The 26,934-nt window shown below is 66.2% G+C and carries 29 protein-coding genes; 17 read left to right on the plus strand and 12 right to left on the minus strand.

Annotation, left to right across the window (positions count from 1 at the left end):
- The first annotated feature begins 45 nt into the window (after nucleotides 1-45).
- Both BC358_RS11100 and BC358_RS11105 read left to right on the plus strand, forming a co-directional pair.
- Nucleotides 46-1,032: an alpha/beta hydrolase gene (locus tag BC358_RS11100; RefSeq protein WP_079365844.1), complete on the plus strand. Its 987-nt coding sequence runs from the start codon at nucleotides 46-48 to the stop codon at nucleotides 1,030-1,032.
- A gap of 1 nt (nucleotide 1,033) precedes the next feature.
- Nucleotides 1,034-1,903 carry a YbgC/FadM family acyl-CoA thioesterase gene (locus tag BC358_RS11105; protein ID WP_079365845.1) on the plus strand — a complete coding sequence of 290 codons (870 nt, stop codon included), beginning with the start codon at nucleotides 1,034-1,036 and terminating at the stop codon, nucleotides 1,901-1,903.
- A 13-nt stretch (nucleotides 1,904-1,916) separates the two neighbouring features.
- On the opposite strand, the gene BC358_RS11110 is transcribed toward BC358_RS11105, so the two are convergent.
- Nucleotides 1,917-2,744: an NRDE family protein gene (locus BC358_RS11110; protein ID WP_143434272.1), complete on the minus strand. Its 828-nt coding sequence runs from the start codon at nucleotides 2,742-2,744 to the stop codon at nucleotides 1,917-1,919.
- Between the two features lie 125 nt (nucleotides 2,745-2,869).
- On the minus strand, nucleotides 2,870-3,805 hold the full coding sequence (locus tag BC358_RS11115) for a folate-binding protein YgfZ (RefSeq protein WP_079365846.1): 936 nt from the start codon (nucleotides 3,803-3,805) through the stop codon (nucleotides 2,870-2,872).
- Nucleotides 3,806-3,875: 70 nt separating this feature from the next.
- Between BC358_RS11115 and mltG the strand changes: the two genes are divergently transcribed.
- The 8 genes from mltG (at nucleotide 3,876) to BC358_RS11155 (ending at nucleotide 10,699) form a co-directional block, all read left to right on the plus strand.
- On the plus strand, nucleotides 3,876-4,883 hold the full coding sequence (mltG, locus tag BC358_RS11120) for an endolytic transglycosylase MltG (protein ID WP_306292797.1): 1,008 nt from the start codon (nucleotides 3,876-3,878) through the stop codon (nucleotides 4,881-4,883).
- Between the two features lie 6 nt (nucleotides 4,884-4,889).
- Nucleotides 4,890-5,579 carry a dTMP kinase gene (gene tmk, locus BC358_RS11125; RefSeq protein WP_079365848.1) on the plus strand — a complete coding sequence of 230 codons (690 nt, stop codon included), beginning with the start codon at nucleotides 4,890-4,892 and terminating at the stop codon, nucleotides 5,577-5,579.
- Nucleotides 5,576-6,607, plus strand: coding sequence for a DNA polymerase III subunit delta' (locus BC358_RS11130; protein ID WP_066160253.1), 1,032 nt, complete (start codon nucleotides 5,576-5,578; stop codon nucleotides 6,605-6,607). Before tmk ends, BC358_RS11130 begins: the two co-directional genes overlap by 4 nt.
- Before the next feature lie 43 nt (nucleotides 6,608-6,650).
- Nucleotides 6,651-7,019 (plus strand): PilZ domain-containing protein, encoded by a 369-nt coding sequence (locus BC358_RS11135; protein WP_066160247.1) that lies wholly within the window; start codon nucleotides 6,651-6,653, stop codon nucleotides 7,017-7,019.
- Between the two features lie 67 nt (nucleotides 7,020-7,086).
- Nucleotides 7,087-7,887 (plus strand): TatD family hydrolase, encoded by an 801-nt coding sequence (locus tag BC358_RS11140; RefSeq protein WP_066160244.1) that lies wholly within the window; start codon nucleotides 7,087-7,089, stop codon nucleotides 7,885-7,887.
- Nucleotides 7,888-8,568, plus strand: a complete 681-nt coding sequence (locus BC358_RS11145; protein ID WP_306292794.1) for an ankyrin repeat domain-containing protein — start codon at nucleotides 7,888-7,890, stop codon at nucleotides 8,566-8,568.
- A gap of 111 nt (nucleotides 8,569-8,679) precedes the next feature.
- Entirely contained in the window at nucleotides 8,680-9,168 is a 489-nt protein-coding gene (locus BC358_RS11150) for a tripartite tricarboxylate transporter TctB family protein (protein ID WP_066160241.1), read from the plus strand.
- Nucleotides 9,169-9,187: 19 nt separating this feature from the next.
- Nucleotides 9,188-10,699: a tripartite tricarboxylate transporter permease gene (locus BC358_RS11155; protein ID WP_066160238.1), complete on the plus strand. Its 1,512-nt coding sequence runs from the start codon at nucleotides 9,188-9,190 to the stop codon at nucleotides 10,697-10,699.
- Nucleotides 10,700-10,768: 69 nt separating this feature from the next.
- Here BC358_RS11155 and BC358_RS22290 read toward each other — a convergent pair whose 3' ends face one another.
- Nucleotides 10,769-10,897, minus strand: coding sequence for a hypothetical protein (locus BC358_RS22290; protein ID WP_255284264.1), 129 nt, complete (start codon nucleotides 10,895-10,897; stop codon nucleotides 10,769-10,771).
- Between the two features lie 379 nt (nucleotides 10,898-11,276).
- On the opposite strand from BC358_RS22290, the gene BC358_RS11160 reads away from it, so the two are divergent.
- From BC358_RS11160 to BC358_RS11185, 6 genes are all read left to right on the plus strand, one after another.
- On the plus strand, nucleotides 11,277-12,137 hold the full coding sequence (locus BC358_RS11160; protein WP_066160235.1) for a transporter substrate-binding domain-containing protein: 861 nt from the start codon (nucleotides 11,277-11,279) through the stop codon (nucleotides 12,135-12,137).
- Nucleotides 12,138-12,163: 26 nt separating this feature from the next.
- Nucleotides 12,164-12,865: an ABC transporter permease gene (locus BC358_RS11165; protein WP_066260857.1), complete on the plus strand. Its 702-nt coding sequence runs from the start codon at nucleotides 12,164-12,166 to the stop codon at nucleotides 12,863-12,865.
- On the plus strand, nucleotides 12,865-13,581 hold the full coding sequence (locus tag BC358_RS11170; protein ID WP_127806713.1) for an ABC transporter permease: 717 nt from the start codon (nucleotides 12,865-12,867) through the stop codon (nucleotides 13,579-13,581). The genes BC358_RS11165 and BC358_RS11170 overlap by 1 nt, the downstream gene beginning before the upstream one ends.
- Nucleotides 13,582-13,602: 21 nt before the next feature.
- The gene (locus BC358_RS11175) at nucleotides 13,603-14,724 is read left to right on the plus strand and encodes a M14 family metallopeptidase (RefSeq protein ID WP_079365849.1); all 1,122 of its coding nucleotides are present in this window, start codon (nucleotides 13,603-13,605) and stop codon (nucleotides 14,722-14,724) included.
- A 14-nt stretch (nucleotides 14,725-14,738) separates the two neighbouring features.
- Entirely contained in the window at nucleotides 14,739-15,506 is a 768-nt protein-coding gene (locus tag BC358_RS11180; RefSeq protein WP_079365850.1) for an ABC transporter ATP-binding protein, read from the plus strand.
- Between the two features lie 128 nt (nucleotides 15,507-15,634).
- Nucleotides 15,635-16,411, plus strand: a complete 777-nt coding sequence (locus BC358_RS11185; RefSeq protein WP_079365851.1) for an EF-hand domain-containing protein — start codon at nucleotides 15,635-15,637, stop codon at nucleotides 16,409-16,411.
- A 13-nt stretch (nucleotides 16,412-16,424) separates the two neighbouring features.
- On the opposite strand, the gene BC358_RS11190 is transcribed toward BC358_RS11185, so the two are convergent.
- A complete protein-coding gene (locus BC358_RS11190) occupies nucleotides 16,425-18,908 on the minus strand; it encodes a penicillin acylase family protein (protein WP_079365906.1) in 2,484 nt (827 codons plus the stop codon).
- Between the two features lie 67 nt (nucleotides 18,909-18,975).
- Nucleotides 18,976-19,920: an adenylate/guanylate cyclase domain-containing protein gene (locus BC358_RS11195; RefSeq protein ID WP_066160217.1), complete on the minus strand. Its 945-nt coding sequence runs from the start codon at nucleotides 19,918-19,920 to the stop codon at nucleotides 18,976-18,978.
- Nucleotides 19,921-20,302: 382 nt separating this feature from the next.
- Between BC358_RS11195 and BC358_RS11200 the strand changes: the two genes are divergently transcribed.
- Nucleotides 20,303-20,635 carry a hypothetical protein gene (locus BC358_RS11200; RefSeq protein WP_079365852.1) on the plus strand — a complete coding sequence of 111 codons (333 nt, stop codon included), beginning with the start codon at nucleotides 20,303-20,305 and terminating at the stop codon, nucleotides 20,633-20,635.
- A 20-nt stretch (nucleotides 20,636-20,655) separates the two neighbouring features.
- Here BC358_RS11200 and BC358_RS11205 read toward each other — a convergent pair whose 3' ends face one another.
- From BC358_RS11205 to BC358_RS22295, 7 genes are all read right to left on the minus strand, one after another.
- Entirely contained in the window at nucleotides 20,656-21,585 is a 930-nt protein-coding gene (locus tag BC358_RS11205; RefSeq protein WP_079365853.1) for an LD-carboxypeptidase, read from the minus strand.
- Complete coding sequence (gene tadA / locus BC358_RS11210; protein WP_079365854.1) at nucleotides 21,582-22,979, minus strand: tRNA adenosine(34) deaminase TadA; 1,398 nt, start codon at nucleotides 22,977-22,979, stop codon at nucleotides 21,582-21,584. The genes BC358_RS11205 and tadA overlap by 4 nt, the downstream gene beginning before the upstream one ends.
- 34 nt (nucleotides 22,980-23,013) lie before the next feature.
- Entirely contained in the window at nucleotides 23,014-23,589 is a 576-nt protein-coding gene (locus tag BC358_RS11215) for a 2'-5' RNA ligase family protein (RefSeq protein ID WP_079365855.1), read from the minus strand.
- 422 nt (nucleotides 23,590-24,011) lie between these two features.
- The gene (locus tag BC358_RS11220; protein WP_079365856.1) at nucleotides 24,012-24,533 is read right to left on the minus strand and encodes a hypothetical protein; all 522 of its coding nucleotides are present in this window, start codon (nucleotides 24,531-24,533) and stop codon (nucleotides 24,012-24,014) included.
- Nucleotides 24,530-26,101, minus strand: coding sequence for an IS66 family transposase (locus tag BC358_RS11225; RefSeq protein ID WP_079365857.1), 1,572 nt, complete (start codon nucleotides 26,099-26,101; stop codon nucleotides 24,530-24,532). Before BC358_RS11225 ends, BC358_RS11220 begins: the two co-directional genes overlap by 4 nt.
- Before the next feature lie 60 nt (nucleotides 26,102-26,161).
- On the minus strand, nucleotides 26,162-26,509 hold the full coding sequence (gene tnpB / locus BC358_RS11230) for an IS66 family insertion sequence element accessory protein TnpB (RefSeq protein ID WP_079365858.1): 348 nt from the start codon (nucleotides 26,507-26,509) through the stop codon (nucleotides 26,162-26,164).
- Complete coding sequence (locus BC358_RS22295) at nucleotides 26,506-26,901, minus strand: transposase (RefSeq protein WP_256861472.1); 396 nt, start codon at nucleotides 26,899-26,901, stop codon at nucleotides 26,506-26,508. Before BC358_RS22295 ends, tnpB begins: the two co-directional genes overlap by 4 nt.
- Nucleotides 26,902-26,934: the final 33 nt, after the last annotated feature.

Genomic DNA, 26,934 nt, shown 5'->3' on the forward strand with positions numbered 1-26,934 from the left:
GCAGTGGGCAGCGGGTCACGCAAAAGACAGCCACAATGCCGGCCCATGTCGCACCACCATCCGAATCCCCGGTCGCTGCTGACCCCCGCCATGCGCGGGCTGATCGACCGCATCGCCCGCGCCGGGCACCCGCCGCTGCATGCCCTGACCCCGGACCAGGCCAAGGCCGCCTACGCCGCCGGTGCCGGCGTGGTGGACATCCCGCCGCACAAGCTGGCGCGGGTCGAGGACCTCGTGATCCCTGCGCGCGATGACTTTGAGCTGCCGGCGCGCCTGTACGCGCCCGCCAGCGAACAGCCCCTGCCGGTGCTGCTGTACCTGCACGGTGGCGGTTTCACCGTCGGCAGCATCGCCACCCACGAGCCACTGTGCCGCCACCTCGCGCATCTGGCGCACTGCGCCGTGGTGTCGCTGGACTACCGGCTGGCGCCCGAATGGAAGTTCCCCACCGCGGTGCACGACGCCTGGGACGCGCTGGCCTGGCTGCGCGAAAGGGCTGCGTCCCTTGGGCTGGACGGCACGCGCATCGCCGTCGGCGGGGACAGCGCAGGCGGCACCCTGGCCGCGGTCACCGCCATCGCCGCGCGCGATGCCGGCTGGCCGCTGGCGCTGCAGCTGCTGTTTTACCCCGGCACCGCCGGCCACCAGAACACGCCCAGCCACAAGACCTTCGCCCACGGCTTCATCCTCGAAGAGCCGCACATCAGCTATTTCTTCGGCCACTACCTGCGCGATCCGCAGGACCGCGACGACTGGCGTTTCGCACCGCTGGACGGGGTCGACGAGACCGGCCAGGTGCGCGATCTCGACGACTTGGCGCCCGCCTGGATCGGCCTGGCCGAATGCGACAGCCTGACCGACGAGGGCGTGTTGTACGCCGACCGGCTGCGCATGGCGGGTGTGCCGGTGGACCTGGAGATCTACGCCGGCGTGGTGCACGGCTTCATCCAGTTCGGCCGCGCGATTCCCACGGCCCTGACCGCCCACAACGACGCCGCCCGAGCGCTGCGCCACGCTTTCGGAGACCACTGAGATGCCACAGCTGACCCGTGCCGACTTCCGCTTCTTCCACCGCCTGCGCGTGCGCTGGGCCGAGGTGGACATGCAGAAGATCGTCTTCAACGCCCACTACCTGATGTACTTCGACACCGCCATCACCGACTACTGGCGGGCGGTGGCGCTGCCCTACGAAGAGGCCATGCACCGGCTCGGCGGTGACCTGTACGTCGTCAAGGCCACGGTGGAGTTCCACGCCTCGGCGCGCATGGACGACCAGATCGATGTGGCCATGAAATGCAGCCGCATCGGCACCTCGTCGCTCACCTTCACCGGCGCGATCTTCCGCGGCGACCAGCACCTGATCTCGGGCGAACTGGTCTATGTGTTCGCAGACCCTGCCACCCAGACATCACGCCCGGTGCCGCAGGCGCTGCGCGACACTCTGATGGGCTACGAGGCCGGCGAGGCGGTGGCGGCGGTCCGCGTGGGCGACTGGGCCACGCTGGGTGCCGACGCACGGGCGGTCCGCACCGAGGTGTTCGTCGACGAACAGCAGATCCCCAAGGACCTGGAGCAGGACGCCGCCGACGCGACCGCGGTGCACGCCGTGGTCCACAACCGCCTGGGCCAGGCGGTCGCCACCGGGCGCCTGATTCCCACCGGCACGCCGGGCGTCTCGCAGGTGGGGCGGCTGGCGGTCAAGCGCGTGTTGCGCGGGGGCTCGCTGGGCCGGCAGGTGCTGCAGGCGCTGACCGAGGCGGCCCGTGCGCGCGGCGACCGCGAGGTGCTGCTGCATGCGCAAAGCAGCGCCATCGGCTTCTACGACCGGCTGGGCTGGCAGCGGCGCGGGCCGGCGTTCGAGGAAGCGGGCATCCCGCACCAGGAGATGTTCCTGCCGCTGTGAGCGGCGCGGCCGCTCAGGCCAGGCGCAGCCGACGCGGCTGGGCGTCGGTCCAGCGGTGCGGGCCGGCCGGCGGCGGCGTGTGGGTCCACTCGGTGAAGTCGGCGCTGAAACCCTGGCCATGGCGCGCCACGTTCAGCAGCAGGCTGCTGCGGGTGCCATAGCCACGGTCGGCCATGTCGACGAAAGGGCTGGACAGCGCGCGCTCCAGCTCGGCGGGAACACCGGTGGCCGGCAGTTCGGACATAGGACGGATGTCGCGGTCGGCCAGCGCGGCCACCAGCGGTGACGTTGCGTCCGGTCCGGTCGTGAGGGCTTCGGCCAGCGCCTGTTTCAGCCGCAGCGTCTTGGGCCAGGGTGTGTCGAGCGCCGCGTTGGACAGGCCGTAGACGCCCGGCGCCAGCCGCCGGTGGTGCAGGCGGTCGGTGTGTTCTTCATGGGGTTGAGCCGGGTCGCGGTTGCTCACCCAGGCCCAGAAACCGCAGGTCAGATCACCCACCACCAGGTTGAAGCCGCCGTAGTCGACTGCGGACACATCGGACAGCAGTGTGTCCCAGGAGCTGCCGGACTGCAGCCAGCGCGTGGTCAGCTCGCCTCGGCTGCGGCGGCCCGGGCCGGGGTTCGCACTGCGCACATTGGTCAGCATGGCGACGCGGCCGACCTCGCTCATGCCCAGCCAGGTGCCGCCGTCCCGCAGGTCGCGACCCGCGACCACGCCGGTGCCGTCGGGCAGGGTCCAGCGGTGCAGCGGCTCAGTGGGCCGCTCAAAGAACTCGTCGCGGTTGGCCGCCAGCAGCAAGGGCCGGGCCGGGTCAGTGCCGATGGCGAAGGCGATCAGGCACATGGCGTCCCGCACAGCGGCGGAGCGTGGGGGAGGGGAATCCGGCGCCGGGCCGCCCCAAGCCGGATTCGCACCCCCTCGGGGGGCAGCGACCCGCGCAGCGGTGGAGCGTGGGGGCCCATGTTCCTTCAAACATCTGCCAGCAGCGGGTAGGGCAGGGGCTGCAGCGTGAGCAACGGACCATCGGCGGCGCCCAGGTGCAGCGCGCCGCCTTCAGCCGCACTGGTCTGCATCGACACCATGGCGCTCCAGCCGCCCGCGGGCGAGGCCGCCGCAGCGACCACGGTGCCACAGGGCTGGGACGGGTCGCTGTCGTGGAACACCTCCTGGCCAGCTGCCATGGGCGCATCCCCGAACACCGGGTAGGCCCGGCGCTTGAGCGTGCCACGGAACTGGCTGCGCGCCACCACCTCCTGGCCGGGGTAGCAACCCTTCTTGAAGTTCACGCCGCCGACCGATTCCATGTTCACCATCTGCGGCACGAAGGCCTCGACCACCGGCTGGCTCAGCAGCGGCACACCGGCCACCACGTCCAGCCAGTCCCAGGCAGCGCCGTCGAGCGCCGGGCCGGCGGGCGGTTCCACCCCGGCCGGCGCAACCCAGAGGGCACGGGCGATGCTGTCGGCGGGATACAGGCGCACCAGCTGCGCACCGTCGGCGTCCAGCTTGCTCCAGGGCGCTGCGGGCAGGGCGGCGGGCACCGCGTCACCGACCAGACCGCGCAACTGGAACTCGGCACTTGCGTCGGTGAGCTTGACCTTGGCGCGCAGCACAAACATGGACAGGCGCTTGAGCGTCGCCGGGAGCAGGTCGGCATGACACACGAGCAGGATCTCGTCGTGCGTGCGCTTGAAGCCGATGAAGCTGGCCAGCAGACGGCCTTTGGCGGTGCAGAACCCGGCCAGCCGGGCTTCGGACAACCCCAGCAGGGAGAAGTCGTTGGTCAGTTGGCCGTGCAGGAACTTGGCGGCCTCTTCGCCCTGGGCGCGGATGACGCCGAGCCGGGGCAGCAAGGCCACGCCGCGCAGGGCGTTGGCGGGGGGGGATTCGGGGGCTTGGGACATGATCGGTCGATTATCATGCGCCGTCCTGCGACCCGCCCCGGCGTCCGCCAAGCCCCCATTTCCTGCTGTGATACGACTGCTCTCCCGGCTCCTGCTGTTGACACTTCTGCTGGCCGGGCTGCTCGCGGGCGCTGCCTGGTGGTGGCTCGGTCAGCCGCTGGTGCTGCCCGCCACCACCACCGCCGAACAACCGCTGGCCGTGGAGATCCCGCCCGGCGCCTCGGCACGGGGCGTGGCCAGCGCGCTGACCGGCGCGGGCGTTCAGGCACCACCGCTGCTGCTGCAAGCCTGGTTCCGCCTGTCGGGCCAGTCGCGCGCCATCAAGGCCGGCATCTATGAAATCCAGCCCGGCGCCACGCCGCGCAGCCTGCTGAGGCAACTGGTGCGGGGTGAGCAGGCGCTGCGCAGCCTGACGCTGCTCGAAGGCTGGAACTTCCGCGAACTGATGGCCGCAGTGCGCGCTTCACCCGACCTGACCCAGGACCTGGAAGGGCTGGATGGCGCGGGCATCATGGCCAAGATCGGCTATCCGGGGCGCCACCCCGAAGGCCGCTTCTTTCCGGATACCTACCGCATGGTCCGCCAGGCCCCTGCGTCCAGCGTGCTGAAACAGGCGGCCCAGGCCATGGAGCAGCGGCTGGCCCAAGCCTGGGAGCAGCGCGACCCGGCGACCCTGCTGCATTCGCCCGACGAGGCGCTGATCCTGGCCAGCATCATCGAGAAAGAGACCGGTGCCGAAGCCGACCGCGCCATGGTCGGTGGCGTGTTCAACAACCGCTTGCGCATCGGCATGCGCCTGCAGACCGACCCGACCGTGATCTATGGCCTGGGCGAACGCTTCGACGGCAACCTGCGCAAGATCGACCTGCAGACCGACACCCCCTACAACAGCTACACCCGTGCCGGCCTGCCGCCGACGCCGATCTCCATGCCCGGCTGGGCCTCGCTGCTGGCGGCGGTCAAACCGGCCGACACCCGGGCCCTGTATTTCGTGGCACGTGGCGACGGCAGCAGCCAGTTCAGCACCAACCTTGACGAACACAACGCGGCCGTGCGCAAGTTCCAGCTGCAGAAGTGAACCACCATGAGTCCTGAAGCAACCGTCTCGCGCGGCCTGTTCATCAGCTTCGAAGGCATCGACGGTGCCGGCAAGTCGACCCACATCGAAGGGCTGGCCAAGGCCTTCCGGGACCAGGGCCGCACCGTCACGCTCACGCGCGAGCCGGGCGGCACGCCGCTGGCCGAAAAGCTGCGGGCCATGGTGCTGGGCGATCCGATGGACCCGCTGACCGAATCGCTGCTGGTGTTCGCGGCGCGGCGCGACCACCTGGTCACGGTGATCGAACCGGCCCTGGCGCGCGGCGAGGTGGTGTTGTGCGACCGCTTCACCGACGCCACCTTCGCCTACCAGGGCGGCGGACGGGGCTTTGACCTGGAGGTGTTGGGCACTCTGGAGCGCTGGGTGCAGACCACATCCGCCTCAGTGAGCGGTCTGCGCCAGCCCGACCTGACGGTCTGGTTCGACCTGCCACCCGAAATCGCCGCCGCCCGCCTGGCCGACGCCCGCATGCCCGACCGCTTCGAAGCCCAGCCGCTCGAGTTCTTCCGGCGCGTGGCGGCCGGATACGCCGCCCGCGCCGAGGCAGAGCCGGCGCGTTTCGCCCGCATCCAGGCCGACCAGACCCGCCACCAGGTCTGGCAGCAACTGACCGCGACCTTCGTGCGCCGCGGCTGGCTGTCCATCATGGTGGCCACCAACAGCGGACCGGCATGACCAACGCCTTGGACGCCCCCTGGCTGCTGAAACAGCGCGAACGCCTGCTGGCGCAGCGCGGCCACGCCTGGCTGCTGCAGGGCCCCAGCGGTCTGGGCCAGTACGCGCTTGGCCTGTCGCTGGCCCAGGCCTGGCTGTGTGAACAACCCACCGCCCACGGCGCTTGTGGGATCTGCGAGAGCTGCCACCTGGTCGGCAGCCGCTCGCATCCCGACTTGGTGGTGCTGATGCCCGAGACCGAGATGCTGGCGCGGGGCTGGCCGCTGTCCGAATCGGCACAGAAAGAAGTCGACGACAAGAAGCGCAAGCCCAGCAAGGAAATCCGCGTCGAGGCCATGCGCGACATGGTGGCCTTCGCGCAGCGCACCAGCGCGCGCGGCCGCGGCACGGCGGTGCTGGTGTACCCGGCCGAGCGCATGAACACGGTCACAGCCAACGCCTTGCTCAAGACCCTGGAAGAGCCGGCCGGCGACACCCGGTTCGTGCTGGCCAGCGAGTCGGCCCATCAGCTGCTGCCTACCATCCGCAGCCGCTGCCAGGCCCACGCCTTGGTCTGGCCCTCGGACGGCGAGGCCATCGCCTGGCTCCAGGCGGGGGCCCAAAAGGCTGGGTTGAAAGAGGTCGGTGAGGCCGAGGCCCGGGCCTGGCTGCAGGCCGCCGGAGGGCGGCCGGAAGATGCCCTGGCCTGGGCGCAGTCCGGACTGACCGCCGCCCGCTGGTCGCAGTTGCCCCAGGCGCTGGCGCGAGGCGACTGGGCGCTGGTGTCGGACTGGTCCGCCCCGCAGCAGCTGGCCATGCTGCAGAAGCTCTGCCACGACCTGATGTCGGTGGCGGCCGGTGCGGCGCCGCGCTTCTTTCCCGCCGACTGCCTGCCGCCGGCGCCTCGGTGGGCTGTGCTGGCACGCTGGTCCAAAGCGCTGACCGAAGCTGCACGCACGGTCGAACACCCCTACAACGCAGGCCTGATGCAGGAAGCCTGGGTGGCGGCCACGCGACAGGTGCTCACGCCCCGCGCTGCGCGCGCCTGACGAGCCGATTGACCCACGCCATTTGCCGCTAAACTTGTCCGCCATGAGCACCAGCCCGAGCCAGCCTGCCTCTTCACGCCCCAGCGTGATCCAGCTCTCCATCAAGGAGAAAGCGGCTCTCTACGCAGCGTACATCCCGCTGTTCACCGACGGGGGCATTTTCATTCCCTCGTCCCGTGACTACCGGATCGGTGACGACGTCTACGTGCTCCTGAGCCTGCCCGACGATCCGCAGCGTTACCCCGTCGCCGGCAAGGTGGCCTGGGTAACGCCGGCCAAGGCGCAAGGTGGCCGCACCCAGGGCGTGGGCATCCGTTTTCCGGCGGACGAAAAATCCCGTCACCTGAAGATCAAGATCGAGGAAATCCTCGGTTCGGCGCTGGCCTCCGAGAAGCCGACACAGACGATGTGACCGTCGCAGGCGCCGGTCCCCCCTTCTGTTTTCCGCCTTGTCCCGGGCACCGCCTGCGGCCACCGCCATGTTCACCGACTCCCACTGCCACCTCAGCTTTCCCGAACTGACCGAGCAACTGCCAGCCATCCTGCAGGCGATGCAGGAGGCACAGGTGGACCGTGCGCTGTGCATCTGCACCACGCTGGAAGAATTCGACTCGGTGCATGCCCTGGCCCGCGACCACCACCAGCTGTGGGCCACGGTCGGCGTGCATCCCGACAACGAGGGCGTGCAGGAGCCCACACTGGACGACCTGCTGGCGGGCGCGGCACGCAAGAAGGTGGTGGGCATTGGCGAGACGGGGCTGGACTACTACCGGCTCAACGGCCGCAGCGTGGCCGAAATGGAATGGCAGCGCGAGCGGTTCCGGGTCCACATCCGCGCCGCGCGGCAGACCGGGTTGCCGCTGGTGATCCACACCCGCAGCGCGTCGGACGACACCCTGGCCATCCTGCGCGAGGAGGGCGGCTTCGCAGGCAGCGCATCCAGTCCGGTGTCGCGGGGAGTGTTCCACTGCTTCACCGAGACGGCGGAAGTGGCGCGGGCCGCCCTGGATCTGGGTTTCTACATTTCCTTCTCCGGCATCCTGACCTTCCGCAACGCGGCCGACCTGCGGGAGGTCGCGCGCTTTGTCCCGATCGACCGTATTCTCATCGAGACCGACAGCCCCTACCTGGCACCGGTGCCGCACCGCGGCAAGACCAACAACCCGTCGTATGTGCCGCATGTGGCCCGCCAGATCGCCGAGATCAAGGGGCTGGAGGTCGAGGCTGTGGCCGAAACGACGAGCCGGAACTTCGAGCAGTTGTTTGACCGGGCGGTCTGAATGCTGATGCTGAACATGAGGAAATTTAAAAAGTACATTGTTTTCAATGTATTTTTCATGTTTTTCAGTTTAGGATTTGCAGGCTCATTCGAAGACTTCTTCAAAGCAGCCGAGCTGGACAACGAGTCGGCGGTGGTGGCGCTGGCGTTGCGCGGCTTCGATCTCAACAGCCAGAACGAAAAAGGCGATTCAGGCCTTCATGTCGGAGCGCGCGAAGGCTCGCTGAAGGTGGTGAGCTTCCTGCTGACCCAGCGTGCTGTCCGTGTGGAGCTGCACAACCGCCAGGGAGAAAGCCCCCTGATGATTGCCGCCATCAAGGGGCATCTGGACATCGCCCGCCAGCTGATCCGGCGCGGTGCCGAAGTCAACAAGCCCGGATGGACGCCGCTGCACTACGCGGCGTCGCGGGCCGAGCCCGACAGCGCCGACATGGTTCGGTTACTGCTGGAACACCACGCCTACATCGACGCGGAGTCGCCCAACCGTTCCACTCCGCTCATGCTGGCTGCGATGTACGGCAACCGCGATCTGGTGCCCTTGCTGCTGGAGGAGGGGGCCGACCCGTCGTTGCGCAACGACCAGGGACTCACCGCCGTCGACTTCGCCCGCCGCGCCGAGCGCGATGACCTGGCCGAGCTGATCGCCCAGAGACTGCGGCAGCGCCGCGCTCCGGGCCGGTGAAATACCGCCAGTCGCATCAGCGACTGCCGCCTCATCCGTAGGTGTAACCCACATGGGGATCGGGACGAATGCCCCCCAGAATCGCCATGTTCTTATTCCGAGGAGACAGCCGTGGCGATAGCCAGTCAAAAAGACTTTGTTTCGGGACTCATGTTCATGACCGTGGGCGGTTCATTCGCCTGGGGTGCGGTGGACTACGAAATCGGAGAAGCCGCACGCATGGGACCGGGGTACTTCCCCTTCATGCTCGGCCTCCTCCTGGTGTTGCTGGGTGCACTGGTCACCTTCAACTCGTTCAAGTCCGGCCCTCCGGGAGGCGACAAGATCGGCGCCATCGCCTGGAGACCTCTGGCCTTCATTCTGGGTGCCAACCTGCTGTTCGGCGCTTTGCTGGTGGGGCTGCCCTCGCTCGGCATTCCGGCATTCGGCCTGATCGTGGCCATCTATGGTCTGGTCATCATGGCCGGCTATGCCCGCGAAGGCGCCAAGCTCAAGGAGTCGGTGATTCTCGCCACCATCCTCGCCATCGGTAGCTACCTGGCCTTCGTGAAGATGCTGAACCTGCAGTTCCCCGTGCTGCCCTGGTTCCTGGCCAACTGAACCCGAGGAGAACAACAACATGGATCTGATCAACAACCTCGCTCTGGGCTTTGGCGTTGCCTTCACCTTCCAGAACCTGATCTACGCTTTCATCGGCTGCCTGCTGGGCACGCTGATCGGCGTGCTGCCCGGCATCGGCCCGTTGGCCACCATCGCCATGCTGCTGCCGGCCACCTATGGTCTGCCGCCGGTGGCCGCACTCATCATGCTGGCCGGCATCTACTACGGTGCGCAGTACGGTGGCTCGACCACGGCCATCCTGGTGAACCTGCCAGGTGAGTCGTCGTCCGTGGTGACTGTGATCGACGGCTACCAGATGGCCCGCAAGGGCAGGGCAGGCCCTGCACTGGCCGCGGCCGGTCTGGGTTCCTTCTTTGCCGGCTGCGTGGGCACGCTGATCCTGGCGGGTTTTGCTGCGCCGCTGACCGAGCTCGCTCTGGAGTTTGGTCCTGCCGAGTACTTCGCGCTCATGATCGTGGGCCTGATCGGCGCGGTCGTGCTGGCGTCGGGCTCTCTGGTCAAGGCTCTGGCGATGATCGTGCTGGGGCTGCTGCTCGGCCTGGTCGGCACCGACGTGAACTCTGGCGTGGCCCGTTACAGCTTCGACATTCCGGAGCTGACCGACGGCATCAGCTTCCTGGCGATCGCCATGGGCGTGTTCGGCTACGGCGAAATCATCCAGAACCTGTCGCACCCGGACGAAAAGCGCGAGGTGTTCACCGGCAAGGTGCAGGGCATCATGCCCACGGCCGAAGACTTCAAGAACATGTTCCCCGCCGTGCTGCGCGGAACCGCGCTCGGGTCGGCCCTGGGCATCCTGCCCGGCGGTGGTGCGCTGCTCTCGGCCTTCACCGCCTATACCATCGAAAAGAAGACCAAGCTCAAGCCCGGAGAAGTGCCGTTCGGCCAGGGCAACATCCGCGGCGTGGCCGCGCCGGAGTCGGCCAACAACGCCGGTTCGCAGACCTCCTTCATTCCGCTGCTGACGCTGGGCATCCCCCCCAACGCCGTGATGGCGCTGATGGTGGGCGCCATGACCATCCACAACATCCAGCCCGGCCCGCAGGTGATGACCAGCAACCCCGAGCTGTTCTGGGGCCTGATCGCCTCGATGTGGATCGGCAACGCCATGCTGGTGATCCTGAACCTCCCGCTGATCGGTATCTGGATCAAGCTGCTGACCGTGCCTTACAAGTGGCTGTTTCCCGCCATCGTGCTGTTCTGCGCGATCGGTGTGTACTCGACCAACAACAACAGCTTCGACATCTGGATGGTGGCGCTGTTCGGTCTGATCGGCTACGGCTTCATCAAGCTCGGCTGCGAGCCGGCGCCGCTGCTGCTGGGTCTGATCCTGGGCCCGATGATGGAGGAATACCTGCGGCGCGCGCTGCTGATCTCGCGCGGCGACTGGTCGGTGTTCGTGACCCGCCCGCTGTCGGCCAGCCTGCTGGTGGTGGCGGCCATCCTGCTGATCGTGGTGCTGATGCCGTCGGTGAAGAAGAAGCGCGAAGAAGCGTTTGTTGAAGACTGATACAGCTCCACTCGTTGGAGCAGGAACCCCGGTCAGAAGCCTGGCCGGGGTTTTTTTCTTGGGACCGGATCAGCCTGGTAGCTGGCGCCCAGCCCAGGCCAGCACCTGCCAGAACGCCACGACCGGCGAAAGGACGCAGGCCCAGAACACCAGGAACTCGAGGGCCATGGCAACGTAGTGCTCAAACGTGGACAGCATGATGTTTCCTTGCGGGCGTTGAATTCAGGTGGACCAGGGTTCCTGCCGAGATGTGAGATCCGTCACAAATCTGCTGATGACTCCAGTGCGGTTGCCCAACGGCAGACTTGAGGCCGTTCGCGTGGCGCAACGTAACAAGTGTTTCTAGATGCAATGATCTTCCAGTGTTCTACGATGTATATTATGTTAAGTTATTGAACCATCAAATCCCTGATTCAAGGTTCGGCCCAAATGTTGCTCCTGCCCTCGTGAGCAGCCCCATGCATCCGGGGAAACACCAGCTTGGTGCGCCGGCTAATTGGACTGCCCACACCTACAATGTCGCCCACCGGCAGGAGTCCAATCCGGCCAGTTCCATTCAACCCTCTCAAGGACGTTCATGAAGCATCTGTTTCTGACCCTCAGCATGATCGGCGCCGCCACCCTGGTGGGCTGTGGCAAGACCGAAGCCCCCGCGCCGGCCGCTCCGGCGCCAGCGCCCACCGCCGAAGCACCGGCACCCGCTCCCGCCAGCCAGTGGCCAGAACTGCGCGTGGCCATCGACCCCACCTACAAGCCCTTCACCTACAAGACCGACGCGGGCGAGCCCGCTGGTTTCGACGTGGACGTGGCCAAGGCCCTTTGCGACGAACTCAAGAGCAAGTGCGTGTTCGTCGAGCAGGCCTGGGACGGCATGATTCCCGGTCTGCTGGCCAAGAAGTACGACGCCATCATTTCCTCGATGTCGATCACCGAAGAGCGCAAGCAGTCGGTTGATTTCACGGGCAAGTACTACAACACGCCGTCCTGCGTGGTCGTCAAGACCGCACTGAACCTGGGCGCCGAAGCCGCGGGTTTCAAGGGCAAGAAGCTGGGCGTGCTGAAGGCTTCCACCCAGGAAAAGTACGCCATGGGTGAGCTCAAGCCCGCAGGGGCGACCGTCGTGCCTTACGACGCCCAGGATCAGGTCTATCTGGACATCAAGTCCGGCCGTCTGGACGGTACCGTGGCCGACGTGGTCGAAGTCCAGGGTGGCTTCCTGTCCACACCGGACGGCAAGGACTACAGCTGCGCCGGTGGCCGCATTCCGGTCGAGTTCGACGCCAAGTACTTCGGCGCTGGCGCGGGCGTGGCCATCCGCAAGGAAGACACCGCCCTGCGCGACGCGCTGGACGCGGGCATCAAGGCCATTCGCGACAACGGCAAGTGGAAGGAACTGTCCGAGAAGCACGTCCCTGGCGTGGACATCTGGGGTTCCTGATCCACTGAGCTGAACCGCGAGCGCCGATGACGACCTATTTCATCCAGATCCTCCAGGGCCTGCTGGTCACACTCGGCGTCTCGCTGGGCGCGCTGGTTGTCGCCGCCGTGCTCGGCCTGGCCGGCGCGGCGGCCAAACTCTCGCCTTACCGCTGGCTCAACTGGGTCGGCGACATCTATTCCACCGTGATCCGGGGTGTCCCGGATCTGGTGTGGATGCTGCTGCTGTACTTCGGCGGGCAGATCCTGATCAACGACATATTTGAAGCCATGGGCTACCGCAGTGGCCCGCAGATCAACCCCTTTGTGGCAGGGGTGCTGACCATCGGTTTCGTCTACGGCGCCTACATGACGGAAACCTTCCGGGGCGCCATCATGAGCGTGCCCAAGGGACAGTCGGAGGCAGGCTGGGCCTACGGCATGAGCCGGTTCTACACCTTCCGCCGCATGGTGCTGCCGCAGATGGTGCGGTTCGCACTGCCCAGTTTCACGAACAACTGGCTGGTGCTGCTCAAGGCCACCGCCCTCGTCTCGGTGATCGGACTGGCCGACATCACCAACCTCGCCAAGCAGGCCGGCGCGGCCGCTCGCGGCGACATCCCCGGTGCCGCCATCATCTTCATGGCCTTCGCCGGTTTTCTCTACCTCCTGATCTCCACCATCAGCCTGATCCTGCTGCGCAAGGCCGAGGCCCGCTACTCCGTGGGCGTGAAGCGGGGTGAGTTCTGATGGACAAGTTTGCGATCATCTTCCAGCCGCAGAACCTGGCCCTCTACTGGACGGGGTTCCTGGCGACCATGGAGTTGCTGGCCATCAGTCTGCTGGCCGGTGGGCTGCTGACGTTGCCACTGACGCTGATGCGGGTCTCGCGCAACCGCTGGGTCTCCACGCCGGTCTGGCTGTTCACCTATGTGGTGCGCGGCACACCGCTGCTGATCCAGGTCTATTTCATCTATTACGGCATCGCCCAGCTGGAGTGGGTGCAGGCGATGTGGGACACGGTCTGGCCCTGGACGATGTTCAAGGACCCGTTTTTCTGCGCTGTGGCGGCGTTTTCGCTCAACACCTGCGCCTACACGGTCGAGATGCTGGCGGGCGCCATCAAGGAAACGCCCGCTGGTGAAATCGAGGCCGCACAGGCCGCCGGCTACAGCAAATGGAACATGATGTTCCGTCTGGTGCTGCCCAGTGCGCTGCGCCGCACCCTTCCCGGCTACTCGAACGAAGTCGTGATGATGCTGCACGCCACCTCGCTGGCCAGCGTGGTACCGGCGCTGTACGACCTGACCAACGCCGCCTACGCGATCTACAAGACCTACTACTTGGCCTTCCAGCCGTTCATCGTGGTCGCGGTGCTGTATTTCATACTGACCTTCGCCCTGGTCTACGTGTTCCGGCTGCTGGAAAAGCGCTTCCTGGCCTATCTGCGCCCACGCACTCACTGATCCCGTTTTCTCTTCCTCCGGATGCGACAGCTCCAACACCCCCTGCTCTCTCCGTCGCTTGGCACCCAACGCCAGGTCACCAGCCTGCACTTTGGTCAGGCCACCAATGGCCGTAAGGCCTACATCCAGTCCAGCCTGCACGCCGACGAGCTGCCCGGCATGCTCACCGCGCACAAGCTGCGGGGCCTTCTGGCCGCGGCCGAGGCGGCCGGCGAGATCCCCGGCGAGGTCGTGCTGGTGCCGGTGTGCAACCCGATCGGGCTGGACCAGAGCCTGATGCACCACCAGGTCGGCCGCTTCGAGCTGCTGACCATGGAGAACTTCAACCGGAACTACCCGGACTTCTTCAACCTGGTGAAAGACCGGATCGCGCCGAAGCTCACGCAGGATGCGGAGACAAACAAAGGCATCGTGCGGGCCGCCATGCACGAGGTGCTGCAGGAACAGCCGGTGACCACCGAGCTGGAGAGCCTTCGCCGGGTGCTGATGGGCCTTGCCTGCGACGCCGACGTGGTGCTGGACCTGCACTGCGACTTCGAGGCCATTCTTCATATGTACGTCGAGCAGCCCATGCTCGACCAGATGGCGCCGCTGGCGCGACTGCTTGGCGCCAAGGCGCTGCTGTGGGCGCGGGGCTCGGGTCCTTCGATCTCGTTCGACGAGGCGCTGTCCGGCCCATGGTGGCGTTTGCGCGATCACTTCGCCGACCAGGCGCCGATCCCCCTGGGCTGCGCCAGCACCACCGTCGAGCTGCGCAGCCAGACGGATGTGTCGGACGCCCTGGCCAGCCAGGATGCCCAGGCCATCGTCGGTTACCTGCGCCATGTCGGCGTGATGGCTGGCCCCACCCCTGCCCTGCCCGATCCGCAGTGCGAGCCGACACCGCTGGCCGGCACGGAAGCCTCCCACGCGCCGCATCCGGGCGTGATCGACTTCGTGGCCCAGGTGGGTGAGCGTGTGGCCGCCGGGCAGTTGCTCGCGCGGGTGATCGATCCGCTGACACCGCGCGAAACCGACATCCGCAGCAGCATCGATGGCATCGTCTACGCCCGCCACAGCCTGCGCTGGGCCACGGCGGGCATGGAGCTTTGCCGTGTCGCCGGCCGAACACCGATCCGCTCCGGCAACCTGCTGAGCCCCTGACAGACCCACGCACCATGACCACCAAACTCGAAGCGATCGACATCCGTAAGAGCTACGGCTCGCACGAGGTGCTCAAGGGCATTTCCCTGACGGCCAAGGCCGGCGACGTGATCAGCATCATCGGCTCGTCCGGTTCCGGCAAATCCACCTTCCTGCGCTGCATGAACCTGCTGGAACGGCCGCAGCAGGGCCGCATCGTCGTGGCCGGCGAAGAGCTCAAGCTGGTCACCGCCAAGGACGGCATGCTCAAGGCGGCCGACGAAAAACAGCTGCAGCGCCTGCGTGCCAAGCTGGCCATGGTGTTCCAGCACTTCAATCTCTGGTCGCACCTGACGGTGCTGGAAAACGTGATCGAGGCGCCCATGCACGTGCTCGGCAAGGGCAAGGACGAAGCCATTGCCACCGCCCGCAAGTACCTTGAGAAGGTCGGCCTGCGCGACGTCGAGGGCAAATACCCGGCCCACATGTCGGGCGGTCAGCAGCAGCGCGTGGCGATCGCCCGTGCGCTGGCGATGGAGCCCGAGGTGATGCTGTTCGACGAGCCGACCAGCGCGCTCGACCCCGAACTCGTCACCGAGGTGCTGCGCGTGATGCGCACCTTGGCCGAAGAAGGCCGCACCATGGTGGTGGTGACCCACGAGATGGGTTTTGCGCGCGAGGTCAGCAACCATGTGCTGTTCCTGCACCAGGGCCGCATCGAGGAACAGGGCAATCCGCGCGAAGTGCTGGTCAACCCCAAGTCCGAGCGGCTGTCCCAGTTCCTCTCGGGCAAGCTCAAGTAAGTCGGCGGCGAGGTTCGCCAATCGGCCGAACAGCGGGGTTTCCGTCCCGCTGTTGGCGGGTTTCTGTGGGGTCCGGATGGGAGAGCATTGCTCCATCCCGGAACCACCCGCCAGAAAGGAACCTCTCCATGAGCACCGTCGACACCAGCAACTCCAGCGCCTGGTCCCAGACCCTGTCGTCCCTGAGTGGCGCCATGTCCAGCTACCTGCAGGACAAGATGCACAAGAAGATGGACGCCGACGGCGATGGTGGCGTCAGCCAGAGCGAGTTCCAGGCGGCGCTTGAAAAGGTCGCTGGCAAGCTGGGCGTCGAAGTCGGCCAGGGCGCCTCGGAGCTGTATGCCTCGCTCGATGCCAACAAGGATGGCGCGCTGAATGGCGCCGAGGTGGGCACCCTGCTGCAGAACCTGTTTTCGTCCGCCTCAAACACCCAGGCGTTTGTCCAGCAGCGCGGCGATGAGGCCCGGTTCGCCGAGCTCGATGCCGACAACGATGGCCAGATCTCGATGGCCGAGTTCGGCATCACACCCGCCATCGAAACCACGGTGGTGCAGACCACGACCGTGATCACGACCACACAGGAAGTGATGTCCGGGGGGGCCGGCTCGCTCGTTGGCGCCACCAACCCCACGGCACCGGCGACCAAGGCTCCCGTGCATGCGGTCACCACGCCGGAAGAAGGCCCGGAGTTCGCCAAAACCGAAGAGGCGACTGCCGAGACCGAGGACGCTTCCTTGCAGGCCCTCATGCAGACCGTCGACACCGATGGCAGCGGCGACATTTCGGGCGCCGAGCTGAATGCCTACGTGGCCAAGCTGAGCGCCCAGGCCGAAGCCGCCAGCAAGCGCTACAACGACACCACCCTCGCCTCGCTGAGCGGCGGCAGCCTCCACGAATCCGCCTGACGCCTGGCGGCGATCAGGGCTTGAGCTCCAGGCGGCTGCGCCACTGCGTGGGCGCCATTTGCAGCGGCCGGTATTCCACGGCAGCCCAGGCGTCGCTCATGTCGCGGTAACGGCTGGAAAGCGCGTTGCCGCTCTGCCCCGTCTGGTAGATGAACAGCGAGTTCTCCGGCTCCGCCAGGTCGTAGATGGCGCGCAGGCTGGCGGCATGCCGGTTGGCAAACGGCGCATCGGCCTTGTCCAGGTGGTACTGGCCGACGTTCACGGTGAATGGGTCACCGCCCGTTTCCTTTCGCACCTCGAACATGGGTGCCAGCGCACCGACGTTGCTGAACGGACGGTGCACGGAAATCGCCGGGTGGGCCGTGCCCCAGCGCCAGCGCGACACATCCCTTCCCTGCTGCGCACTGATGCGGTCCAGTGCCCGGTCCAGCGCCGCCGTGCTGGCCGCAGCGCAGCCCTGCGGGCCGCACCAGTCGTGGTCGTCGCGCTCCAGAATCCCCTCGACCGCGTTGCGGAACAGGCGCTTGCCATAGAGCTTTTCGAACCGCTCCACGCCCAGGCGCTGGCCCACCACACCGCGCGTGAACTCGTCGATCCAGACGCTGTAGACCAGCGGCGCAGCCGCATCGGCAGACATGCCGCCGGTGAAGTCCTTGAGCGAAGCCAGTGCCGCAGCGGCGAGCGGGTGGCTGGACGCGGTCTTGCTCAGGTGGGGCAGCAGGCGCAGCGTCGCCTCCGAATGCAGATCGCCGTGCATGGCGCGGAAGCTGGCCGCGTCGTGCTTCTCCGTCTGAGCCAGCAGGACCTCGATGCGTTCCTGGCGGTACGGCGCCGCCCAGTCCTGGGTCAGGAAATGCGGGTAGTCGGCCGCATGGATGCGCTGATTGGCGGTGGCAATCCAGCCCTTGGCGCCGTCGTCCTGCGGGGTGTCTTCGTAAGGCAGGTAGCCCGTCCAGTCGTAGCGGGCGTCCCAGCCCGGCGAGGGAGCCACACCGCGGATGCGGTTGTCCGGCGACCGCAGGGGCACCTTGCCCACCGCCTTGAACAGGATGCGGCCACTGCGGTCGGCCATCACCGCGTTCTGCATCGGTGCGTGAAAGTGGCGGTACGCCTCCAGCAAATCGTCAACCGAGCGCGCGCGGTTGGAGGCCAGGGTGGCCTCCACATTGCGGTTGTCCGCCTCCAGCGCGGTCCAGCGCAGCGACAGCGCGAAGCGCCCGGTGTCGATGAGGTCACGCGCACGACCCGGTGCATCGCTGAGCACGGGGCCGTGTCGGCTGCTGCGCACCGTGTGCACCACGTCGGGCTCGCCCTTGACGCGGATGGTTTCGACGCGCTCGTCAAAGCGCGCCCAGGCTTCCTGCCCCGCGGGTGCCGGGAGGCGATAGCGGGTCGGGTCGCTGGGGTCCAGCTGCTCCAGGTACAGGTCTTGCACATCGGGGCCGGTGTTGGTGAAGCCCCAGGCCACGTCGGGTGTGCGCCCGAGCACCACGAACGGTGTGCCCGGCAGGGTCGCCCCGATCACATCCATGCCCTTGAGTCCGGGCACGTCGGGCGACTGCAGGCGGGCGAAGTACCAGATTGCCGGCGCGCTCAGGCCCAGGTGCGGGTCGTTGGCCAGCAGCGGCTTGCCGCTGGCGCTGCGCGCGCCCGACACCACCCAGTTGTTCGAGCCCTTGCCCTCCACTTCTCCAAGGGAGCGGGTCCACTCGATCACCCCCTGTGCCAGGGCATCCACACCAGGACTGCTCTCGGTGGCGCGCGACTGTCTGCCTTCAGCAGACGGAAACACGCGCATGGCACGGTACAGCTCTGCCAGATCGGCCGAGGCCGCGGGCGCCTCGCCCGGATACGGCGGAAACAGCTGCCACAGGGACGGGGTGTCCAGCACCTGCAGCGCGGACAGCCGGGCCAGCTCGTTGCCCCAGTTGCCGCCCAGGTCCAGCGCCATCATCAGGGCCCAGCCAGCGCTGTCCTCGGGCTCCCAGTAGCGGCCGGCGGCCGCTTCGTCCCGTGGGTCGATGCGCAGGATCTGGAACTCGGGCGACAGCGCTTGCTGGCGGCCAGCAAAGAATGCGTTCACGCCGTCGCTGTAGGCCTTCAGCGCTGCACGCCCCTCTTCGCTCATGCCGGCAAGTTGCGCCTGGGCCGCCTGCCGGATGCCCAGCGTGCGCATGAGCAGGTCGGTCTCCAGCGTGGAGCGGCCAAACACCTCGGACAGCTGTCCTCGCATCAGGCGGCGGTTGAACTCCAGCTGCCATCCGCGTTCCTGCGCGTGCACAAAACCCATCGCCATCCAGGCGTCCCGCGGGTCGGTGGCCAGAATGTGCGCCACATCGCTGCCGTCGCGTTGCACCTGCACGGCACCGCGCAACCCAGGCAGGCTCAGATCCCCATCCGTCTGGGGCTGGCTGCGCCAGGCATAGATCGACAACGCCACTGCTCCGAGCAGGATCAGCAGCAGCAACAGAAAGAAAAAACGGGTCAACCAGCGCATCAGCACCTCCAAGGCTGGAGCGATGGTAGCGGCGTCGTGCCGCTCGTGCATCGGACGTGCGACTGGCTCAGACGCGCGTGCGACCGTGCCCGAGCACCATCTGGCCATCCACCAGGCGGAAACTCACCGTGGGTGCACTGATGTCCGTGAAGGGTGCACCCATCGAGAACTCGCCATCGCTGTGCAGCAGGCACTCCTGCCGCCTCAATGCAATGGCATTGTCCGTGCCGGCAAAACGAACCCAGGTGCCGTAGCTGCTGGTGTCTTCAAGAAGGTAGTTGCCCGAGCGGATGTCGATGGAAGCATGCATCCGGGAGACCCGCGGATCGTTCACCACAAAATCGGCCTCGGGCACCCGGCCGATCTTCAACGGTAAGTCCGTGAGATTGAAAGACTGGCTGGTGTCCAGCCAGCCCAGCTCGATGCCCCCGAACACCGATTCGGTGCTTTTTCTCAGGGCGTGCAGGTCGGCCGGAAGCGTCAGGAACTCCGACAGCATCTCGGTCTGCCACTCGATGCGGAAGACCTCTGTTGGCTCCACGCGCCCCTTGATCCGGATTGGCCCGAGGCTGCGGCTGCGCACGTTATGCCCCTTGCCCAGCTTGCGAATCACCAGGTCGTTGACCAGGATCTGCTCCGGCCCTGCCAGATCGCTCAGACGCGACGCCACGTTGACCGCATCGCCGAAGCAATCGCCGTCGACCTGCACCACCTGCCCGCGCGCCATGCCGATCTGCATCATCAGCTTGAGCCGGTTGGGCCACTGGGCCACCCGTTGAGAGTGCTCCTGCTGAATGGTGCTCATGCACTCGACAGCAAGCCGGTTGTTGGTGAACGAGAGCAGAACGCCGTCGCCCAGCATCTTGACGACCTTGCCGTTGTGTTCCAGACCCATGGCCCCGATCCACTGGGTCAGCTTGGTCACCGCCTTGGCGGCGCGGTCGTTGCCCAGTGTTTCAAACACGGAGACGCTGCCGGTCAGGTCCACGAAGGCAATCGTCAGTTCGGCCATGAAAAATAGTAGAAATCGGCCTGGGCGAGGCCGGGTGCTGGTGGTGTCAACCGAAGCAATGACAAGCTGGTGGATGGTAACAAGGTGTGTGGTTTATCACACATCTAGTCATTTGAGCACCAGAAATGACGTGACCCAGGACCGCTGTTGGACGTTTCCACATGGCTGAGCCCAAAGGACCTAAACGAACCGGCCGTCATTGAACACTTTCCGGGGCAATTACTGGCATCGTCACCAGACCTGTACACGCAATATCTTAAACAGTCTTTCTAACCGCTTGATTTGGCTGTTGTTTTCTTGACTTTCCTCAAGCTCAAGGCCTTGCCCGAGGGGCTCCCCGGACGTATCCTGCCCCCATAACTTCATATCGTTGGGATCGCAAATGCGCTGGATCAAACCCACCATTCGCCACAGCATCTCCGCTTTGCTGGGCACCGAGGTGCGCAAGCATGCACCGGAGTCGCTGGAGCCGGTCCGTCAGGCCATGCTGTCCGTTCTGGGAGAGGAAGGTGCTCAGGCCAATCCCAGGCTCAAACATCGCCTCATGTATGTGCACGATGTACAAGCGCTCTGGTATGCCCGGGCCGAGATGGTGGCCGTACTCAGCCGTCTTCATGGAGAGGCGCGGGCTGTCGATCTGGTCCGCAGCGTGACCCCGGTGTTCAATGGCCTCCTGCCCAAAGGCCTCCTGGAATCAACCCGCTCGGCACGCTGAGACGTTTGCGAGCACCAAGCTCATCCCCAGAACATCAAGGCCTCACGCCCCTGCACCATCACCTCCACGTCCCGGCCCACCGGCAACAACACCTTGGTGGGAAGGTGCCCGAACGGCAGGCCCGTCAGCACAGGCGTCCGGGTCTGACTCCGAAGCCAGTCGACCACCGTCTGCAGCTTGAACCCGCGGTCGTGTGGAACCGTCTTGAAGCGGTTGAAACTGCCCAGCACGATCAGCTTCTGACGTCCCAGGATGCCCGCATGCAACAGTTGCGTCAGCTGTCGTTCGATGCGGTAGGGGTGCTCGTTGACATCCTCCAGAAACAGCACGCCGCCCTTCACATCGGGCAACCAGGGCGTGCCGACCAATGAACACAGCACCGACAGGTTGCCGCCCCACAGCTGGGCCTTGTGCAGATGCAACGACGGGGCTTCTTGCCTGGCGGTCGTGGGCAGACAAGGCAGGTCCTTTTTGGGCAGCACCCAGCCCGCGCCCTCGCCGTGCCCGTCGAGCAGGTCGTCAAAGCAGGCTTCCATGATGTCGTCAGGCTCTTCGGCGCCAAAGTCCTCCCCCAGTGCCGGGCCCGCCCAGGTCATGGCGCCCGTCTTGGCCAGCAGCGCGCATTGCAAGGCGGTGAAGTCGCTCAGGCCCACGAACTGCGTGCCCTTGCCGATGGCCTTCGCAAGCTGTTTGTAGGGCAGTTCGGGCAGAAGGCGCGTGAGGCCATACCCACCACGTGAAATCAGCGCCACGTCGGCGCCGCTGGCCGCTGCACGGCCGATGGCCGCGATGCGGGTGGCGTCGTCGCCCGCAAACCGCATGTGACTGCTGAGCGCAGCCTCGTCGATCTCGACCTCGTGGCCTAGTTGCTGCAGCCGTTTCACCCCGCGCCGGAAGGCGGCCTTGTCGCGCACGGCGCTGGAAGGGGAGTAGATGTAGATGTGGCTCATGGCTCGTTGAAAAAAACGGGATCGGTGGAAAAGTGTTGACAGGCCGCGCGTGCAATCTGCTCGCCCTGCTCGGGAACGAAGTGCCCAGCGTCGGAAATCAGCCAAGGTGGCGGGCAGCCCCGGATGTTACGTGCCAGGGCTTGCATGACAGGTTCTCCCAGCACCGGGTCGCGTGCTCCGACCACCATCAGCGTCCGGCCCTGCCAGCGCTCGCGCCAGAACAGCAGGGCCTCGCGGGATGTGGCTGCGCCTTCGTCTTCGGCGTGCTCCGGCACCAGATTCGGAAAGGCGCGCAGTGCGGCGCGATGGCCCGCGTCGGGAAACGGCGCGTTGTACGCCTCGCATTCGGCGGCATCCAGGTGCGGGTTGCCCCGCGCGAGCAGGCGACCGACGTCGTACAGCGGCTTCTCTGCGCACATCTTGCGCCACGCCAAGAACCCCGGAGACAGTGTCTCGCCGCCAGTGGCCAGCAGGGTGTTCATGACGAGCAGGCCGGCGTAGCGCCCCGGTGAGGCCATCGGCAAGGTCAACCCGAGCAGCCCACCCCAGTCCTGCACCACCAGCACCACGTTGCCCAGGTCCAGCCGATCAACGAACTCGAGCAGCACGTTGCGGTGCCAGTTGAAACGGTGGAACGCGTCCTTCTTGGGTTTATCGCTCTTGCCAAAGCCGATCAGGTCGGGCGCCACCACACGATCTCCCGCCTCGGTGAAGACGGGAATCATTTTGCGATAGAGATAGCTCCACGCCGGGTTGCCGTGCAGGCACAGCCAGGTGCGCGGCGCGTCCGACGGCCCTTCGTCCAGGTAGTGCAGGCGAAGGCCGCCCAGCGACGGGAGATCGCTCAGGTAGTGCGGCGACCAGGGGTATCCCGGCAAACCGTCGAAACGGCGTTCGGGCGTGCGCAGCGCGTCGTCTCGCAGAGGCTGGCCCTCGCGACGCTGCTGGTCACGGCGGGACCTGAAGAAATCGCTGAGCATGCTGCCGCACTCGTCGGCCCGCACACCGCCCAAGACCTGGGTGTGGTGGTTCAGCTGAGCCTGACCGAACAGGTCCACCACCGAGCCGGCTGCACCGGTCTTCGGATCATGTGCACCGAAGACCACCCGCCGCAGGCGCGAATGCAGCAGCGCGCCGCTGCACATGGCGCATGGCTCCAGCGTCACGAACAACTCGCAGTCGTCGAGCCGGTAGTTGCCCAGGGTCTGCGCTGCCGCGCGAAGGGCGACGATTTCTGCATGGGCTGTCGGGTCGTGCGCAGCGATGGGCGCGTTGCGCCCGACGCCCACCACCCTGCCCTGGTGCACGATCACCGCACCGACCGGCACCTCGCCCGCGGCGCGAGCGGCCTGGGCTTCTTTCAGGGCCAGGCCCATGTACTCGGCGTCGTTCATGCCGTCATTGTCCCGCACCCTTTGGGTGCCATCGTCAATCGAACAGCGACTGCTGCCGGTCCTGCAGGGGCCAGCTTGCCAGCACCTCATGGAGCCCCTGCCCATAGAGACTGTCGACAAGCCGCACTTCGGTCACGTCCCAGGCCAGAGGGGTGATTCGCCGGGAACCGACCGGCGCCCGCCCGTAGTCCAGCGTGATGTGTGGATAAAAGCTGGGCCGTATCCAAGCCTCGGGCCATCCGAGCGAGCGCAAGGCCGTGACCAGTTGCCGTCGCAGAAGGAACAAGGGCCGAACGCCGACACCGTGACCTGCCAGCTCGACAGTGCCGACCTCACGCTGAGGGCCGCGCGACTGCACGGTGTCAAAACAGACGCGGAATGGCGCCGCGTCCAGCTGCGGGCCCACACGCAAGACAAGCGCCAGGATTTCGGGAGGAATGCGGTCTTCGTACGACCCCAGAGGCACCAGTGTGGTGTGCAGCCGCTCAGCGGCCATGGGCTTGGAAGGTCCGTGGTACGAGCGGTTCAACAACTGGTACAACCGGTCAATGTCCTGTGCGACGGCCCAAGGCAGGTGCAGCATGTAGTAAATATCATGGCGGATACCCATGCAACACCTCCTTGGGCTGCGATTGCGGGGGTACCATTCTGCACAACTACTGTTCATTTGTACAGTAGTTGTATCGACATCACTCCCACTCTATTGTCAATAGTCGGTCGCGGCTCAGAGGAAAATCGCGCTGTTTGCAGGGCGAGAACGGCCTCGATACCGACAGATCTACCGTCGCGTTCGAGAGCCCTTCACAGGGGGCCTTGCTCCCGATCTCACTCATTGATGGTTCGTGACAGCGTTTGGAAAGCGAAAGTGTCATGTTCTGTAACGTAATGACGGTATCGGGTGCTCGCTCCAGGGGGCGAAGACGGTATTCAAGGGTGGCTTGACGGTATCACAAGCTTCCTTGGTACTAACCCGGTCGGCTCACGCTGATCGTAAGCGTCGCCTCAACACCCTCTTGACGAGGAGGGAGGCATTCAAACGTCCAGGACGTGGCGCAGCAGGGCGAAGCCGACGCGCCAATGGGTGCCGTCGCCAGGGTCGATGGTGGCGGTGCGGCTGTTGATGCGCACGATGGTGCCCACCACGGTCTGCAGGTACTTGTCCTCGAAGGCCACCTTCTCGCCACATCGGAAGTCGTTGCGCGTCGGTCGCTGCGCAGCTGGCGGTTCAGGCGCCACCGCTTGAACATGTGCCGCAGGGTCGGGCTGCGGCGGTTCGATCGCGGCGTAGGGCAGCTTCCACTCCTTGCGCTCTCGCACGTCCTGCAACGTCACCTGTGCCTCGCGCATGGCCACGACCTTGCCCTCGCGCAGGCTGCCATCGCGCCAGTCCACAAAGCGCACTGTCTGGCCCAGGTGCATGTCCTTGCGCACGGCAATGATGCGCCGCGGATCGGCCAGCAGTCGATCGATCAGCGTGCTCAGCTGGAACAGCTCCAGGCTGCTGGCGTTCTGCAGGGCATCCAGCACCCGCGGGTCGAGACCAGGTGCACTCATGCTGCCCGGCGCTGTTGTGCCGGGTTGGCCTCTGACTGCGTCAGGTTCCAGGGCAGCAGCTCCTCGATGCGGTTGATGGGGTGATCGGCAATACGGCTGAGCACCTCACGCAGGTAGGCCTCGGGGTCCAGCACATTGAGCTTGGCGGTCTGCACCAGGCTGTAGATTGCAGCAGCGCGCTCGCCGCCAGCGTCCGAGCCCATGAACAGGTAGTTGCCCCGTCCCAAGGCCACCCCACGCAGAGCACGTTCGGCGGCGTTGTTGTCCATCTCGATGCGGCCGTCATCGCAATAACGCGTCAGGGCCTGCCAGCGCGCAAGGCTGTAGCCGATGGCCTGTGCCAATTCCGATTTGGCCGACACCCGCCCCAGCAGTTGGCTCAGCCAGGCGTGCATCTCCTGCAGCAGCGGGCCAGCCCGCGCCTGGCGTTGGGCCCGCCGAACATCGGGAGGTTGTCCCCGAATGTCGCGCTCGATGGCATACAACTCTGCGATGCGTCCGAGCGCTTGCGCTGCAATGGACGCGCCGTCACGACCGCTGCTGAGGTACAGATCCCACCACGGCCGGCGCGCATGTGCCCAGCAAGCGGCCTCGGTGATCTGGCCTGAGCCGTAGAGCTTGCCCCAACCGCCATAGGCGTCTGCCTGCAGGATGCCCTTGTATTGCCGCAGGTGCCGCTGTGGGTGTTCGCCCTTGCGATCCGGTGTGTACTGGTACCAGGCCGCAGGCGGCTCGCTGGAGCCGATCGGGCGGTCGTCTCTGACGTATACCCACAAGCGTCCGGTCTTGGTCTTGCCCCGTCCGGGCTGCAGCACCGGTACCGGCGTGTCGTCGGCGTGGATCTTGGCGGCATCCAACGTGTAGCGCCCCAGCGCCGCCACCAGCGGGTCCAGCAACTGATCGGCCTGATCGACCCAGCCGGCCAGCGTGGAGCGGTCCAGCTCAACGCCGCTGCGAGCGTAGATGCCGCTTTGGCGGTACAAGGGCAAGTGGTCGCAGTACTTGGAGACCAGCACATGGGCCAGCAGGCCGGCGCCGGCCACACCACGCGCAATCGGACGGCCCGGTGCGCTGGCCTGGAAGATCGTCTGGCAAGCCACACAGACCAGCTTGGGCCGTACATGCCGGATCACCTTGAAGTGCGCCGGCACGTACTCCAACTGCTCGGAGACGTCTTGCCCGATTCTGCGCAGCCGGGCTCCGCAGGCCGTGCAGCCGCAGGGCTGGCCAGCACTGTCGTGGTGGTTGTGGCTGGCCTGGGGCAGGTGTTCCTGGACGTCGCGCGGCAGATGTGCCGGCAGACGGCGGTCGATCTGCGCGTCATTGGCGGGGGCCGGCACCGGGACACCCTTGGCACGCATGCTCAATGCGGCTTGGTCGCCATCGATCAAAGGTATCTGTGCCGCCCACTGTTCACTGCAGGTGCCGAACTCGGCGCGCACGCGACGCAGCAGTTGCAACTTGAGCTTGTCGACCATCAGCTTGAGCAGTGCCACCTCGCTATCGCGCGCCTTGATGATGCGCAGCAATTCTTCGTAGCTCGCAGGTGATGGGGTGGGCGTCGACACGGCCTGGAGTGTGCCTCACCCCCAGCCCGGCTCCATCGGGAATGACCCGCAACGCCAGCTTTACGCGGCCAGCTCCGGACGATGCGTGCGCGCTGGCATGCGCCAATCGATGCCTTCAAGCAGCATCGACAGCTGTGCCGGTGTCAGCGATACGCCAGCGCCCGAGGCTTGGGGCCAGACGAAGTGCCCGCGTTCGAGTCGCTTGCTGAGCAACAGCAAGCCCTGACCATCGAACCACAGCACCTTGAGGATGTCGCCGCGCCGGCCGCGGAAGACGAAGACGTGGCCACTGAACGGGTTCTCGCTCAGCGCGGTCTGCACCATCGCGGCCAGGCCGTCGAAGCCCTTGCGCATGTCGGTGTGTCCGGCCACGATCCACACCCTCGTGTTCGCTGGCAGGCCGATCATGCGCGCAGCGCGGCCAGTACCGTCGTCAGTTGCGCGGCATCGACCTGACCACTCAGGCGGATGACGGCGCCACACAGTTCGATCTCCACCGTCCCCGTGGACGGTTGGGCAAGGGTGGTCGCCACCACATCGGCACAGGGCTGCTGTGCGAGAACAGTCACGGGTAACAGCGTCGGGGTGCCCGATTGCCAATGACCCAGCTTCATCCAGTGACGCAGCAGATTGGCATTGACGCCGTTGCGCAGCGCCAGACCCGCGACCGATGCGCCCGGTCTGCTGGCCTGTTCGACCAGCCAAGCCTTGAAGGTTGAGAAATAGATGTGCTTGCCGTTGCGAAGGGTGCGCTCAACCTTCGGGCCGCACCACTCAGGGGTATGTCCACTGTCTTGCATATGGACGCATGCTGACGTGCCCCTGCCACCCTC

It is taken from the genome of Hydrogenophaga sp. H7 (assembly GCF_002025745.1).
Classification (GTDB): Bacteria; Pseudomonadota; Gammaproteobacteria; order Burkholderiales; family Burkholderiaceae_C; genus Hydrogenophaga; species Hydrogenophaga pseudoflava.